Origin of the sequence: Mesorhizobium sp. B2-8-1, from assembly GCF_006440955.1 — a bacterium.
Classification (GTDB): domain Bacteria; phylum Pseudomonadota; class Alphaproteobacteria; order Rhizobiales; family Rhizobiaceae; genus Mesorhizobium.
The window spans coordinates 1-14,980 of the sequence record NZ_VFTX01000001.1 but is presented as its reverse complement, the minus strand read 5'-3'; the positions used below and the strand labels follow the sequence as shown (position 1 = coordinate 14,980).

12 protein-coding genes are annotated in these 14,980 nt (G+C 63.0%); 7 read left to right on the top strand and 5 right to left on the bottom strand.

Features of this window, described 5'->3' with window-relative positions; genetic code table 11:
- Positions 1 to 45 precede the first annotated feature (45 nt).
- The gene (locus FJ428_RS00065) at positions 46 to 1,590 is read left to right on the top strand and encodes an alpha/beta hydrolase (RefSeq protein WP_140515254.1); all 1,545 of its coding nucleotides are present in this window, start codon (positions 46 to 48) and stop codon (positions 1,588 to 1,590) included.
- Positions 1,591 to 1,750: 160 nt separating this feature from the next.
- Here the strand turns inward: FJ428_RS00065 and FJ428_RS00060 are convergent, their stop codons facing one another.
- Together FJ428_RS00060 and FJ428_RS00055 are read right to left on the bottom strand one after the other, a co-directional pair.
- On the bottom strand, positions 1,751 to 2,278 hold the full coding sequence (locus tag FJ428_RS00060) for a cytochrome c (protein ID WP_140498540.1): 528 nt from the start codon (positions 2,276 to 2,278) through the stop codon (positions 1,751 to 1,753).
- A gap of 121 nt (positions 2,279 to 2,399) precedes the next feature.
- On the bottom strand, positions 2,400 to 3,524 hold the full coding sequence (locus tag FJ428_RS00055) for an acetylserotonin O-methyltransferase (RefSeq protein ID WP_224519069.1): 1,125 nt from the start codon (positions 3,522 to 3,524) through the stop codon (positions 2,400 to 2,402).
- Between the two features lie 601 nt (positions 3,525 to 4,125).
- Here FJ428_RS00055 and FJ428_RS00045 point away from each other — a divergent pair.
- Positions 4,126 to 5,562, top strand: coding sequence for a PLP-dependent aminotransferase family protein (locus FJ428_RS00045; protein ID WP_140560415.1), 1,437 nt, complete (start codon positions 4,126 to 4,128; stop codon positions 5,560 to 5,562).
- Positions 5,563 to 5,574: 12 nt separating this feature from the next.
- Here the strand turns inward: FJ428_RS00045 and FJ428_RS00040 are convergent, their stop codons facing one another.
- Positions 5,575 to 6,528, bottom strand: coding sequence for an EamA family transporter (locus FJ428_RS00040; protein ID WP_140498350.1), 954 nt, complete (start codon positions 6,526 to 6,528; stop codon positions 5,575 to 5,577).
- A gap of 243 nt (positions 6,529 to 6,771) precedes the next feature.
- On the opposite strand from FJ428_RS00040, the gene FJ428_RS00035 reads away from it, so the two are divergent.
- From FJ428_RS00035 to FJ428_RS00025, 3 genes are all read left to right on the top strand, one after another.
- A complete protein-coding gene (locus FJ428_RS00035; protein ID WP_140498351.1) occupies positions 6,772 to 7,728 on the top strand; it encodes an AraC family transcriptional regulator in 957 nt (318 codons plus the stop codon).
- A gap of 130 nt (positions 7,729 to 7,858) precedes the next feature.
- On the top strand, positions 7,859 to 8,560 hold the full coding sequence (locus FJ428_RS00030; RefSeq protein ID WP_224519068.1) for a nitroreductase family protein: 702 nt from the start codon (positions 7,859 to 7,861) through the stop codon (positions 8,558 to 8,560).
- 154 nt (positions 8,561 to 8,714) lie between these two features.
- Positions 8,715 to 9,632: an NADP-dependent oxidoreductase gene (locus FJ428_RS00025; RefSeq protein WP_140498352.1), complete on the top strand. Its 918-nt coding sequence runs from the start codon at positions 8,715 to 8,717 to the stop codon at positions 9,630 to 9,632.
- Between the two features lie 195 nt (positions 9,633 to 9,827).
- On the opposite strand, the gene FJ428_RS00020 is transcribed toward FJ428_RS00025, so the two are convergent.
- A complete protein-coding gene (locus FJ428_RS00020) occupies positions 9,828 to 10,733 on the bottom strand; it encodes a LysR family transcriptional regulator (RefSeq protein WP_140498353.1) in 906 nt (301 codons plus the stop codon).
- A 117-nt stretch (positions 10,734 to 10,850) separates the two neighbouring features.
- Here FJ428_RS00020 and FJ428_RS00015 point away from each other — a divergent pair, with 117 nt between their 5' ends.
- Both FJ428_RS00015 and FJ428_RS00010 read left to right on the top strand, forming a co-directional pair.
- Positions 10,851 to 11,273 carry a DoxX family protein gene (locus tag FJ428_RS00015; protein ID WP_140524788.1) on the top strand — a complete coding sequence of 141 codons (423 nt, stop codon included), beginning with the start codon at positions 10,851 to 10,853 and terminating at the stop codon, positions 11,271 to 11,273.
- A gap of 45 nt (positions 11,274 to 11,318) precedes the next feature.
- On the top strand, positions 11,319 to 12,191 hold the full coding sequence (locus FJ428_RS00010; protein ID WP_140878716.1) for an NmrA family NAD(P)-binding protein: 873 nt from the start codon (positions 11,319 to 11,321) through the stop codon (positions 12,189 to 12,191).
- An 808-nt stretch (positions 12,192 to 12,999) separates the two neighbouring features.
- Here the strand turns inward: FJ428_RS00010 and FJ428_RS00005 are convergent.
- A partial coding sequence (locus FJ428_RS00005; RefSeq protein ID WP_140878715.1) for an autotransporter domain-containing protein occupies positions 13,000 to 14,980 on the bottom strand: 1,981 nt, incomplete at its 5' end.

The window sequence follows — 14,980 nt, the reverse complement described above, 5'->3', positions numbered from 1 at the left end:
AGGCCGGCGTCCCCTGAACGTCCCCGCTCGGCCGCGTACGGGTCGATGGAAAGATTGGAGTTCCGACTTCTGGGGTTTCCGGAGTTCCGTCTGAACGGGCAGCCGGTGGAGCTCGCCTTGCGCAAGGCGGCCGCGCTCCTCATCTATGTCGCCGAGGCCGGCGGGCCCGTGGCGCGCGAGGTCGCCGCCACGCTTCTGTGGCCCGAAACCGACGAAGAAGCCGCACGAGCACGCCTTCGGCGCACACTGCATAAAATTCGCATCGCGTTCGGCACGGAGGTCATCGCCGCCACGGGGGCATCCCTCAGCCTACACCCGGCGCTTTTCGTCGAGCTCGACTCCAAGATTTTCGAGCATGCCTGCAATGTCGGCCCGCTCGACGAGGCGGCCGACATCTATAAGGGCGACTATCTCGGCGGCTTCTCACTCCCGGATTGTCCGGAATTCGACGAATGGGTCTTTTTCAGGCGCGAGGCCTTGCGTAGCCGACTGGTGCAGACGCTGGAGCGTACCATCGAAGCGAAGATCGCCGGCGGCGAACCACGCAGCGGGGTGGTGCATGCGACGCGCCTGGCGGCACTCGACCCCTTGAGCGAAAGTGCGCACCGTCACCTGATCCGCGCCCACCTGGCGGCCGGGGACAGGGCGGCAGCCGAGCGCCAGGCCGAAAGCTGTGTCCGGCTGTTACGAGACGAACTCGGCGTAGCGCCGGACCCGGCCACGCTTGCCCTGGTGCGGGAGCCAACTCAAGATGTCACTTTGGACGTGCCCAGGACGCGCTACGTCGAAGTAGACGGCATCCATCTCGCCTATCAGATCGTCGGCAGCGGACCGACGGACATCGTGCTTGTTCCCGGCTTCATTTCGCATGTCGAGCGTATCTGGGAAGACAGACGCTGCCGCGCCTGGATATCAGCGGTTTCGCGCTTGGGCCGCCTGATCCTGTTCGACCGGCGCGGCATGGGACTTTCCGACCGTGTCGGTGTCCGTGCCACAGTCGAAACGACAGCGCAGGATATTCTGGCAGTCATGAACGCGGCCGGCAGCAGCCGGGCCTTGCTCATCGGCGCCTCGGAAGGCGGGCCGGGTTGTGTCCGTTTCGCCATCGATCATCCGGATCGGCTCATCGGCCTTGTCCTGTGGGGCTCGCTCGCGAAAGGCAGCCGCGCGTCGGACTATCCCTTCGCCTTGACCGCCGCGCAATACGATCTGTGGAAGCAGCGGCTGATCGCCGGCTGGGGCGGCCCGGCGGAAATCGAGACCTTCGCCCCCAGCCTCTCCGGAGACCGCCAGGCGGAGACCTGGTGGGCGGGATTGCTCAGGGCAGCCTCCAGCCCCGGCGCGGTCGCGGGTCTGCTCGAAGCGCTGCGTGATACCGATGTCCGTTCCCTGCTCGCAAAAGTCTCGGCCCCGACGGTGGTCCTGCACCGGTCCGGCGACCGCGCCGTGCGCGTCGAGGCAGGGCGGCTCCTGGCCGCCGGGATCCCGGGCGCGCGGTTCATCGAGATCGCCGGTGACGACCACTGGTTTTGGGTCGGCGACCAACAGCCGCTGCTCGACAGCATCGGCGCGCTTGCACGAAGCAGTTGATGCGCGGATGCGGCATCTGCCGCCGTCAGTTCCGAGTGTGCAAATGGTTGTGGGGACTGGCCGCGAATGGCGAGGCCGGCGCGGATGCCATTTTGGCCATGCTCCGGGACGACGCCGGGCGGCGTCGAACACGACGTCCGGTGGAAGGCCGGTTTTCGGCCTATTTCGGTGCAGCGGCAGCGGTTCCGCCCGGCGGGATGATCCGCATCATGGATGTCGACACCGTGTCGCCAGGCTTGAACGGGCCCGGGACCTTGTTGCTTACCGGCTTCACGCTTTGCAGGAACGCCGCGATGGCCATGGCATCGTCCGCTGTGAGATGCGCAAAAGCAGGCCAGGGCATAATCGGCGCCAGGGTGCGGCCGTCCGGCCGCTGGCCAGTCTGGATCGCAGCGACGATCTGCTCCGGGGTCCAGCTGCCGATGCCGGTCTCCCTGTCGGGCGTGATGTTTCGACCGGGAAAGACACCGACGCCAGGTATCTCAAAGCCCACATCCGAGCCGCCAAGAAAGCGCGACATATCGGGTTTGCCGAAGAAGTAGCCGGGCGTGTGGCAGTCGTTGCAGCCGGCGATCGTGACCAGGTACTCGCCACGCGCGACCTGCGCGTCGTCGGCCACGGCGACGTATGATGGAAGGGCGACGACCGAGGCCGTGAGCAATGCGAGACGAACTGACGCTGGAAACATGGTTTTCTCCCTTGGTTGTTCTTGGCTTCTCCTATGACCTTTGTCGTGCTCCCGTCGGGGGCTGCCGTTACGCAGCCCGGCCAGCCGATTGCGGCGCACCTGATCCGCTCTACGTTGCGCCTTACGGTTTGCGGCCGATCACGGCGCCGTTCGCGGCGGGAGCATCGAACCAGACCGTCTCGACGTGCCTGAATCCGGCTTCCTCGAGCCACGCCGAATACTCGGCCGGGGTGTAGTTTCGTCCTTCCGTCTCGATCAGCATGTTGAGGCTCATCAGCGCGGCCAGCGCCGGGCCGGTCTTTTCATCATTGACGAGAAGCTCGCTGATGACGACCGCGCCGCCGCTTGGCAAAGCCTCGAAGGATCGGCGCAGCAGGGCGCGATTCTTCGCCTCGTCCCAATCGTGCATGATCATCGACAGGAGATGCACGTCGTGATCCCCGGGAAGCTGTTCGAAGAAATTGCCGTCCGCGGTCTCGATGCGGTCGGTCAAGCCGGCCTCGGCGATCTTTCCCGCGGCGATCGCGGCGACATGCGGCAAGTCGAACACGGTCGCACGCAGCGCCCCATATTGTTTGCAAAGCTCGATGTCGTACGCGCCCGAGCCGCCGCCGATGTCCAGGAGGCGGCGGAAATGACTGAGATCCACGGCTTCGCCGAGCTTGCGCGCGGTCATCGTGGAAAGCGAATGCATCGCCTCCCAGAAAAGCGCCAGCATCGTAGGATCCTCGCCCTCGAACATCGAGGATTGCACTGCCGGATCCCATGTGGTTGGCCGGTTCGTGCGCAGCGCCTCTGCAAGCCTTCCCCAGCCCGCATAGAGTCGCTTGTCGGCCATCTGCACGAAGCCACCGAAGTAATACGGCTTACCGTTCACGAGATAAGTTTCGCTTAAGGGCGTGTTGCGATAGCGGCCGTCCGTTTTCTCCAGGAGCCCAAGTGCAGCGCAGCCGGTCAACAGCATCTCGGCCGGTCGTTGATGCAGGCCGAGCGCTTCCGCCAAACCGGCAACCGTGACGGCGGCGCCGCTCGCAAGGCGGCTGAAGAGGTCCAACTCGTGCGCGGCGGCCAGAGTCTTGAAGGCCCAGAAACCGGTCGAAAGCGCCATCAGTGGGACAGCGGAAGGAAGCTCTTGCTTGGTGACGATTGGTCGGTCGGCCGCGCGCAGCCCTGTCTCGCCCGGGATCGAACCGGGCTGGTGGGCAAGTGTTGTCGTGCGCGTAGCAGAGCGCTGATGGTTGGGCATGGCACTCTCCCCAAATGTTGACGATTGGTCCGCAGCTTCCGAGCCGCGCGGTGATCTCGACGGCGCGGGTTTCGAAAATGCCGCCGATCGAATGGTCCACCAGCACGCGGCGGCGGCCTTGTGCTCGCAAGGCCGCGCCGATGGGGCGCAATAGGGTCAGCCCTGGCGACCGGCGTAGGATCGGCCCCGTGGTCCGGCAGATCGATGGCATGGACCCGAATGTCCCTCAACAGCTCGGGGGACAAATCCGCGATTGCCCGACCTCTTGAGACGGATAATTGCCAAGTCTTGAGGGCCGCGACTGTGGTTTTCGGCACAGACCAAGGTAGTCGCACGCTCGACGGGTGATGGATTCGAGTCTCCGCTCGAGGCATTTCAGCCTCCCATAGCCGGCCATCCGCTTCTTCCCTTGCCGCCGAAGCAATGGTAAGGAGGCTAGAGGACCGATAGAAGTGCCAATTCATGGATTCTTGGCCAGTCCAATTCCAATTGGCATGACGACACTTGCAAGGCGCTACCGCTAAGCCAGCGCAGGACGCAGGAGGACTGGTGGCAGGCTGAATTCCAGTGCCTGCGTCAGACCAATTCCAGTTGCTGAACAATGACCGCCTTTCACATAAGCCTGGTCGGGCGCAAGAATCTCAGCGGCGAGATTTATCGTCAGATACGGCGCGCCGTTCTGGATCGACGGCTGCGGCCCGGCGACCCTCTGCCGCCTGGCCGCGAACTGGCGCGGACGCTTGCCGTGTCGCGTGCCACCGTGACCGTGGTTTATGAACGGCTCGCCGCGGAAGGGTTCGTGACATCCCGGCAGGGGTCTGGGACGTTCATCAGCGAATTGGTCGTGCCGGCCGGGCGAGAAAAGACCGGACGCCGATCTACCGGCGTGCTCCAGCCACGCCAGATCTGGGAGGCGATAGCCCCACCACCCGCATTCGAGCCGGTTCGGTTCGACTTTCACGCCGGGTTTTGCGATGCTTCGCTGTTTCCGCACGGGGCGTGGCGGCGGTCGGTGGTTTGGGCGCTGCGTTCGGGCGAAGCGACCGCCGGCACTTACGAGCATCCCGCCGGACATCACGATCTCAGGGTCGCAATCGCCAGGCACATAGGCATCTCCCGAGGGATCGGGGCGGCTGCGGACGACATCATTGTCACAAACGGTACGCAGCAGGCACTGGATGTCCTGGCCCGCGTCCTGCTGGCACCGGGCGATGCAATTGCCATTGAAGATCCGGGCTACGGTCCTCCGAGGCATTTGTTCAAGGCCTTGGGTATTCGTGTGGTCGGTGTACCGGTGGATCGCCAGGGCCTGGTCGTTGATGCGCTACCGCGCGGAGTCCGAGCCGTGTATGTCACGCCGTCTCATCAATTTCCGCTTTCGGTGACGATGACGCTGCCGCGCCGGCAGGCGCTGCTGGCCTGGGCCGAGCGAAATAACGCGGCCATCATCGAAGACGACTACGACAGCGAGTTCCGTTTCGGAGGCCGTCCCCTCGAGCCGTTGCAGACGCTCGACGCAAAAGGCCGGGTCATCTACGTCGGCTCCTTCTCGAAGACAATGCTGCCGACGCTTCGGCTGGGCTTCATATTGACGCCGCCATCGCTGCGAGCGGCCGTGCACAAAGCGAAATTCGTCAGCGACTGGCATTCATCGACCCCGGCGCAAGCAGCGCTCGCGCGTTTCATCGATGAGGGCGCCTTTGCGCGTCACATCCGTCGGGTGAACGCGATCTACCGGGAACGGCACCAGATCATCGCGGACGCCATCGCCAATGATTTTGCCGGGCATCTCGAGCTCATCCCATCGACAACGGGGCTCCATCTCACCGCTCTTGCCCGGAAAATGTCGGCGGACCGGATCGCCGAGGTCGCCCGCCGCGCAGCCGATCGCAGCGTCGCCGTCCAGATCCTGTCACGGTTCGCCGTGAACGCCATACCGCGAGCCGGCATCATGCTGGGGTATGGCGCCATTCCGACGCCCCGCATCGAAGAAGGGTTGCATTTGCTGCGCGCCTGTTTCGACAGTGAACCGCCCTGACCTTCGATTTATCTACGCCACGCGTGGTTGAGCTGGCCTGGGTTTGGCCACGGTGGCGAGTACGATGCCGGTGACGATGAAGGCCGCGCCGACCAGATCGTAATCGTGCAAGCCCTCGCCGAGCAGCAGATAGGCTAACACAGCGACGAACACCGTCTGCAGGTAGAGCAGCATGCTCGCTCGGCTCGCGCCGAGCGTTTCCACGCTTTTGTTGTAGAGATAGTACATCAAGGCGCCGCCCGGACCTGCCAGATAGGCGAGCGCGAGAATGCTGTGGACGTCCATGGCGGAGCGTTCGTCGTTGAACAATTCCCACACATGGAACGGCAAGGCGACCAGCGCACCAGCGCCGAGCAGCAGCACGACCATCGGCAGGAGTTCGATGCCGAATTTGGCACGGCGCAAAAGCACGGTGTACAGGCCCCAGCAGAACGCGCTGCCGACGATCCACAGCTCGCCGGCGTTGAACTTGAGTTGCAGCAGCGCCGTCAGGTTGCCGTGGGCAACGATGAAAATCATCCCGGCGAGCGCAACCAGCGCGCCTAGCGACTTCCACAGCCCGAGCGGCTCGCCAAGCACGAAACGGGCGAGCACCATCGTCATGACAGGCGACAGCGCCATGATGATGCCGGCCGTGGTGGCGTCGGTGTCGTTGAGGCCATGGTAGATCATACCTTGGCACAGGGTGAGGCCGATCGCCCCCACCGCGACGACCTCCACGACGCGCGTTCGCAACAGTCCGATCATCGCGTCGTGATGACGGTGCACGATCGGCAGCAGGATGGCGCAGGCAAGCGTCAGCCGCCAGAAGCAGAGGCCCCAGGGTGGCATTTCAGGCGCCACCCATTTGGCCGCGATATAGACGCCAGCCGAAAGCAGCCAGCACAGGACGGCGGCCGGATAGCCGGTCACGGAGGGCACGACCTCGGGTTGCGCGACGTGATGCGCTATCGGCATTGCCTGCATGTCATGCCCTCCCCTTCGATGACGTCGGCCCCATGCGACAATATAGCCTGCGCGGTTGGGTCGTGCATCCGTTTTGAAGGGCGAAAGGAATCCGCACTCGACCGCACGCCTGATACAGGCCCTGTTCCGATCGTGGGGCGCCCGGTGCTCGCTCCCATCCAGGCGCGGTCGAAATGTGAGCGACAGATAGAACCAGTGCACAATTGCGATAAGATGTTTCACCATTCCGGTTTTCGAGGTCCAATGTCTGAAGTGGACTGGCTCAGCCATCTCTTGCAAATCATCACCGTTACCGGCCAGCTCGAGGTCCGCTGCGCCTACGGTGCGCCGTGGCGCATTGCCTGGAGCAAGGCTGCCGCAAACGAAATTCCCTACCATGTCATCGTCAGGGGCCGGGCCATTTTGGAGGATCCGGACACGAGAGCAGCAAGGGAGCTGGTGAGTGGAGATATTGTGCTGCTGCCTCACGGCGCGGCGCATGTGCTGCACGACGGCAGCGGGCAAATACCAATCCCTACCCAGCAACGGCGGGGGGCTGCCGGATGGATGCTGAGCGAGAATGATGGCCAGGGCGAGCAACTGGATCTGCTGTGTGGGCGATTTTTTATCGCACCACCCCATGATCGGCTGGTCCGCAACTACCTGCCTGCGGATCTGGTGGCGCGGTCCAAGGACGGCGATGAAGAAAACGGCATCGGCTCCGCCTCCAGCCAACTGGCCGGCCTGGTGACGCTGATGCGAATGGAGTCCGCCGGAGACAGAGCCGGAGGACGCGCCATTCTCAACGCGCTTTCTTCGGCCCTGTTCACACTGGTACTGCGCGCGGCGAGCCAATCCGGGAAAGCCCCCGAAGGCTTGTTGGCCCTGGCCGGCAATCCCCGGCTTGCTCCAGCCATTTCCGCGATGTTCGCCGATGCGGCACGGCCCTGGAAACTGCCCGATCTGGCCGAATTGTGCGGGATGTCGCGCGCTACGTTCATGCGCCAGTTCCAGGACAAGCTGGGTCGCTCCGCGCTCGATTTGTTGACCGATCTCCGCATGAGCCTGGCCGCCAACGAGTTGAAGAAGCCGGCGATCAGCACCGAGGCCGTGGCCGAGACCGTCGGGTATCAATCCGTTTCGGCGTTCCGGCGTGTTTTCGCCGAAAGGACGGGGATGACGCCGGGGGAGTGGCGGCGACTGGCGCACAAGGGCGAGTAAGACGCGCGGTCCGGAATCGAGAAAGCGCAATTTGATCCTTTCGCGCATCACATTGAGCTAATTCAGCCTCGAAATAATCATTCTTCCCCGTAGATTAGGCTCCGCAATCACTTGATAAGGGAGCCATCCAATGAACTGCCTCGCCACCACCGGACCCGCAACCCGCGTAGCCGCCCAGATCTTCGCGCAAACCGGGAAGAGCGAAAACGCTTTCGCGACGAATGCCGTCATCGAAACGATCCTAAGCCGCAGCGCCGCCAAGTACTACGATCCCGCTGCCACCCTGAGCGACGACCAAATCCGCGACCTGGTGCGTATCGGCACGTCCGCGCCAACCTCCTTCCACCTGCAGAACTGGCGCTTCATCGCCGTACGCTCGCCGGAAGCCAAGGCACGGCTGCGCCCGATCGCCTGGAATCAGCCGGCGATCACCGATGCGGCCATGACCTTCATCATCATCGGCAGGCTGGCCGATGCCAGCACCGTCCCAGCCCGCCTGGCGCCCGTGGTGGAGGCCGGCATCATGCCGGCGCACCTGGTGCCGGAATGGGAGATCCCCGCTCGCGGTTTGTATGACGATCAGCCGCGGCGCCAGCGCGACGAGGCGGTACGCTCCGCGACCTTTGGCACCGCGGCGATCATCTACACGGCCCGGTCGCTGGGCCTGGGTTCGACGCCGATGATCGGTTTCGACGCCGAGGCCGTGCACCGCGAGTTCGGCCTGGCCGAAGACGAAGTGCCGGTGATGCTGCTGACCGTCGGCCCGGAGCGAGCCGGCAACTGGCCGCAGAAGCCGCGCATGCCGGTGGCCGATGTCCTGGACTTTGCATAATCCCCAGCAACTCCAGATCTTACGGAGACAAGGATGGCAAGAACTGCCGCTCTCGTGGAAGGCGCCGCGCCAATGGCTGATTGCGTGAGAGATCGAAGACCTTCCACGCCCGTAAATTACCCCGAACCAACAAATGTCTGAGGAGACAATTCCCATGAAAGCGATCGTAGTGACGGACCAGGCTGCAGGAACGGCCGGGATGAAGGTGGTGCAGCGGCCCGAGCCGCAGGCGGCGATAAACGATGTCGTCGTCGAGATCCATGCGTCGGGGTTCGTCCCGACCGAGCTGACGTGGCCCTCGACCTGGACCGATCGCGTCGACGGCGACCGGACGCCATCGATCCCCGGGCACGAGCTGGCCGGGGTGGTCACCGCCCTGGGCTACGGTACGACGGGACTGTCGGTGGGCCAGCGGGTGTTCGGCCTCGCCGACTGGTATCGCGACGGCACCCTGGCGGAGTATATCGCTATCGAGGCCCGCAACCTCGCGCCATTGCCGGGCGATGTCGACTTCACGGTGGGCGCTAGCCTGCCGATCTCGGGCCTGACCGCGTGGCAGGGACTGTTTCAGCACGGCCGTCTTCAGGCGGGGCAGAGCGTCCTTGCGCATGGCGCGGCCGGCGCCGTCGGGTCGATGGTGACGCAGCTCGCACGAGAGGCCGGCGCCTACGTCATTGGCACCGGACGCTCTGCCGACCGCCAGAAGGCGCTCGACTTCGGCGCAAACGAATTCGTCGACCTCGAGAACGACGCCCTCGAAGACGTGCGCGGCGTCGATCTGGTGTTCGATGTCATCGGCGGCGACATCCAGAAGCGGTCCGCGGCGCTGATCCGAGCCGGAGGCACGATGGTGACTGTCGTCGGCCCGGCCGAGGCGAGGCCCGTGGATGGCCTGGCGGTCGACTTCGTCGTCGAAGCCGATCGTGCCCAGCTGAGCGAGATCGTCCAGCGGGTGCGGAACGGACGGCTGCGGACGAACATCGGCAAAGTCGCTCCTCTCGACGAGGCGATCGCCGCCTTCAACTCGACCGAGCGACGCGCGGGGAAAACGGTCATCCGCGTTCGCCCGTGAGGTCTTGGGGGAGAGAGGGACGGTTCCTCTCTCCCCGATTTCGTCCAGACGGGCGGCCCCGGATAGGTTGCGAGCAGCGATATCTCATGTCGGCCCCGCCGGTTTCGGTGTCGCATTCTGTTGGCCCGCCGGGCCGCCGACCGGCAGACATACCCAGAATGTTGATTTCGAGGCGGGACGAAGATGTTCGTCCCGCTATTCGAGATACGGCGCCAGTACATCTTCGATCCATTTCATGAATGCGCGGACGCGGCGCGACAGATTGCTGCGATGTGCTACGACGAAGGACACGGGGATCGCCCGGCGACGCAAATCGGGCATGATCTCCACCAGCGCTCCACTCTTCAAGTATTGGCCAATCCCCAGAAGCGGCGCTTGAATCAGGCCAAGGCCGGCGACGGCGGCAGCGTCGTAGGTCTGCGCGCTGTTGACGTGTAGCGCGCCTGGCAACTGACGCGTCGAGTAGCCGTCGCCGTCCGGATATTCCCATCCATGCGGTCTCGCGCCCAGCATCGTCGAAAAATGAATTGTCCGATGTTCCTGGCGCTGGAGGTCGTCCAGCGACCGAGGGACGCCATAGCGCGCCAGATAAGCGGGACTGGCGGCGTTGACCATGCGCAACAGGCCCAGCGGGCGGGCAATCAGCGTCTCGTCTCCGATGGGACCAAGTCGCAAGACGCAGTCAAACCCCTCTTGAACCAGATCGACTTGCCGGTCGGTACTCGACACCTCCAGCTCCAACTCGGGGTGAGCCGCCATGAACTCCGGCAAGGCCGGCACGATCGTCGTGCGCGCCACTTCGGTCGGAAGATCGACCCGTAAGCGCCCGCGAAGCGCCACGCGATCGCCGGCGAACATCGAGTGCAGATCATCGACTTCAGCCAGCAGATCGCGGGCACGGGCATGAAACGCGCGCCCGTCCTCCGTCAGGCGCACGCTGCGCGTGGTGCGGTGCAGGAGCCTGGCACCGACGTCTTCTTCCAGCTTCCGGACCGCCGTCGAGGCCCTCCCCTTCTGGATGCCCAGGCTATCGGCCGCGCGGGTGAAGCTGCCCATTTCCGCTACCGTTATGAAAATGAGGACGTGCTCGAGATTCTGCATTTTCGTACCTCTATTGTTTTTTATAAAGAGAACAGTTGGTTCATTTTCTCGGTGTTTATCACACTCAGGAGGCACAGTAAGTTTCGGATATGGGATCTCCCCATCGGAGAACGACAAGTGTCCGAAACCATGAACCCGCGTCAGGCAGCCGAAACCGTGACCTTGCATCGCGCCCTGTGGGCCGGCCGGATCATGAGCGCGTTTGTCGTTATCGCTCTGGTGGCAGACGGCACCATTCAGCTTTTCGCGCCGGCACAGATCGCGGGCATGTTGCAGGAAACCGGGTTCGCGATGGACCTGACCCGTGTCATGGGCCCGATCATACTCGCCTGCGCCATCCTCTACGCCATTCCGGCCACCGCCGTCCTCGGCGCGATCCTGGTAACGGGCTTTTTGGGCGGCGCCATCTGCGCCCACGTCCGCATTGGTGAGTTGGGATCGCCGCCGGAGATCATTTCCCTGCTTCTGGGCGCGCTGGCGTGGGGCGGCCTCTATCTGCGCGATCCCCGAGTCCGGGCCATTCTACCACTCATCCATTGAACCAACCGGGGCAGTGCCCTGTCCCCCGACATCAGGAGAAAACACATGTTTCTAGTCATGGGAATCACGGGAAAAGTTGGCGGCGCAACGGCAGAACATCTGTTGGCGCACCGCAAGGATGTACGCGCGCTCGTCCGCAATCGCGAGAAGGCTGCCAACTGGGCGAACAAGGGCGTGGAGCTGGTGGAGGGCGATTGGAATGATCCGGCAGCCATCGAGCAAGCGCTCGGAGGCGTCGAAGGCGCGTTCGTCATGTTGCCCCCTGTCTGGGCGCCCTCGCCCGATTACAAAGAAGCAAAGGGCGTGATTGCAAACTATGTCGAGGCGCTCACCAAGGCAGCGCCGCCGCGAGTGGTTGCGCTTTCGTCGATGGGCGCGAACCGAACCAGCGGGCACGGGGTGATCACGGCCCTGTCGCTTCTGGAGCAAGGTCTTCGCGACCTGAAATCGCCAATCGCATTTGTGCGCGCCGGCGGGTTCTTCGAAAACTTCCTCTACGGCTTGCAGGTCGCCGAAGGCGGAACGCTACCGGTCTACTACAATCCGACAAACCGGAAATCGACCATGGTCGCGACGAACGACATCGGCGCGGAGGTCGCATCCGTTTTGACCGGGCCGGCGTGGTCAGGGCAGCGCGTCATCGAGGTTGGTTCGATGGTCACCGCCGATGACGTCGCGGGGCAGTTGGGTGAAGTCCTCAATCGCGACGTGAAAGCCTTTGCAATCCCGCGTGCAGGCTGGGCGGAAGCCTTCGAGCAATTCGGCATCCCCAAGGGCCGCTCCGGACCTGCCGAAGAAATGTTCGAGGCCGTGAACGCGGGATGGATGGACCTCGGCGCCGCGAGTACGGAGCACGTAGCCGGTACGACGTCCGCACGAGATGTGTTCGAGGCTGCACAGAACGCCGCCAAGGCGTAAGTCCGGGAGAGACGGAGACTTCCCGCTTCTGCGTTAGACAACGCGCGGGAAGTGCTCAACTGTGAAAAGAAACGCGAAGCGCCTCCACTCCCGCCCGGGGGTTCTGCATCTCGCGAGGATTTAGCAGTTTCTGTTCCATGATGCATGCATTCGGTGATGCGGAATCAAGACTTCTGTAAACCTGCGTTTTACAAATTTTATCAACAAGTTGACGCCTTCAAGAGATGTGACCGAAAATTCTAAAACCTCGGTCAGGCTCACCCTTTTTCTCGACGATGGCGCATTTCTGCGGCTTCCGGTTACCGACATCGGCAATCACTGCGGAAGCGGCACGCGAAGCAAGACGTGCCAGTTGGCGTGCTTACCGAACGCCCGAACGTCTGGGAATTGTGGGCGGGCTGATCGGCTTGCTGCCGGTGCACTATTCATTCTTTGTCGAGGCTCCTCGATGACGGGACGGTGAGGGCTGAGGCGGCGCCCCACCTTCGCATGTGCGTTTGTTGAACGGCTGCTATGCGGCTGATTTCGGCCGTAGAAAACAGCTTCGCCGCCTCCCCGGAAGCAGACGTTAGCGGCGAGAATGCTGGCGGTCGTAGTTTACGCCGAAGCAGTCATCGGTAATCTCGGTACCACAGCTAATCAGTCCTTTTGAAGAGTGTGGTCACCAAGCGCGTCGCGAAAGCGATGGCGGCAACCCTGCGCACGCCTTTGCGACTACTCGTTCGGAGAGCAGTCGCCCGGCGAACAAGGCCTGCTGGCGTTGCCGACGCGGAACGGGAGATCGTCTTTCCAATCGAGATTGCGAGGCTCAATTGAATGTGAGGCCGATACTGCCAGTGACGCTCTGCGATTGTGCATGCCAGTTGCTCCCGAGAGAGAGCATGTATTTGGCCCGTAAGTTGACCGCGCCCAGTTTTGCCGTAACGCCCAACCCGCCAGTGACCTGGTTAGTCGAATTCGCGCTTCCAGCAACCGAATAGGGGGAGCTTCCGGTCAGGTCCGCGTAGCCAAGCACCTGATTGTAGTCACCTGACAGTCTATAGACATCTTCGAGGTTCCCATCCAGGGTCAGTTTCCCCCAGTCGACTGGGACATCATAACTCATGCGCAAGCCTAAAGCTGCTCTCACTGCGGTTGTGCTCATCCCTTGATAGCTCAGCGCCCAGGTCGATGAACCGGTTTCAGTATAAGGGTCGAGGGTCCAGCGGACAGCGTCGACACGACCGTAAGGGGCAACGAGCCAGGCATCGGACTTGATTTCGTTGGAAAGCGTGGCCGATCCAAACCATTGGTACCCGCCGCGCTCGCCCTGCAGAAATACGCCTCCGTCCGAGGAGTTGCGGAGTGAGGCGAAATTCTCATGGCCGTACCCAGCGATCACATCCAGGAACGTCGACGGATAAAAATTATAGCTACCATAGACGGCAACCGAAATGCTTTTGCCGTCACTGCGAGTGCCGTCGTCCCCGATCGTTGCCTTGTCGGATGCGTAACCGACCGCTATGCCCGCCTTGAGATGCTCCATGACGCGCGCATCAATTCCTACCGTGACGCCAGGTGTCGTAAATGAGTTTTCCGCGCTGCCGGATGGCGTGATTGAACCGAAACTGACAGACCCCGCGGTCCACACGTGAAAGAGTTGCTGCTCCTGAACCGTGCTCGTGGGGCGCGATAGCGGGTTGGCGCTCGGCGATGCATCAGCTGACTCGGCAAACTTGAGTGCCGTATCCTTATCGTCTCCAAACCACTGCTGGGCCGCGGTGCTTTCGGTTTGTGGAGTTTGGATCGACATGCCGAAGGATACCGGACCCTCATCATCATCGCCGTGAAGCTGAGTCATGTGATCCTGGATGTTGTCCATCTGGGTTTGGCCGAAACGCTCCATGGCCGAAGCCTGAGCGTTGATCAGGCCGACGACGTCCGGATCCTGTGAAGGGTCGGGTCGCGAAGTCACCGTCACGGAGACGACGACCGACGTTGCCGGCAAGTTGCGTGTGTCGCCGCTGTAAGCTGCTGAAAGGTCATGCTTGCCGGCCGAAAGTGCTGATGTGACGAAAGAGGCAACCCCACCGCTCAAGGCCACGGTCGCAAGAGTTTTGTTACCGTCGCTGAAGGTTACCGTTCCAGTCGGACCAACGCCGCTGACAGTGGCGTTAAGCGTCACCGGATAGCCGGAAAGGCTTGTCGCCGGTGCTTGCAGTGAAATCGAGGCGACAGCTTGAGTTACGGAGAAAGTCTGGTCCACTGGAGTGGCCGCTCCATAGTTGGTATCCCCAGCCTGTCTCGCTTCTATGGTGCACTGGCCGACCGCGAGCAAGGAAACTGTCGATCCTGAAACGCTGCACACCGATGCTGTCGTCGAGACGAAGGACACGGTCAGGCCGGAACTCGCGCTTGCCGACGCAGTGAAAGATCCGCCGCCGATGGCCCTGTTCGGCAGAGAATTAAATGTGATGACGTTCGCGCCCTGGGTGACGGCGAAGCTCCTGGCCACCGTTGGGGCGGCCTGGTAGTTGGCATTGCCCGCCTGGTCGGCATTGATCGAACAGCTGCCGGCAGAGACCAGCGTCACCGAATTGCCGCTCACCGTACACACGGCCGTCGTCGTCGAGGTGAAGCTCACCGCAAGGCCCGAGGTCGCCGTCGCCGTCAAGATCACCGGCCCGGCCGTCAGCGCCGTATCGGCCGGCTGCGTGAAGCTGATCGTCTGGCCGCCCTGGGTGACGGCGAAGCTCCTGGCCACCGTTGGGGCGGCCTGGTAGTTGGCATTGCCCGCCTGGTCGGCATTG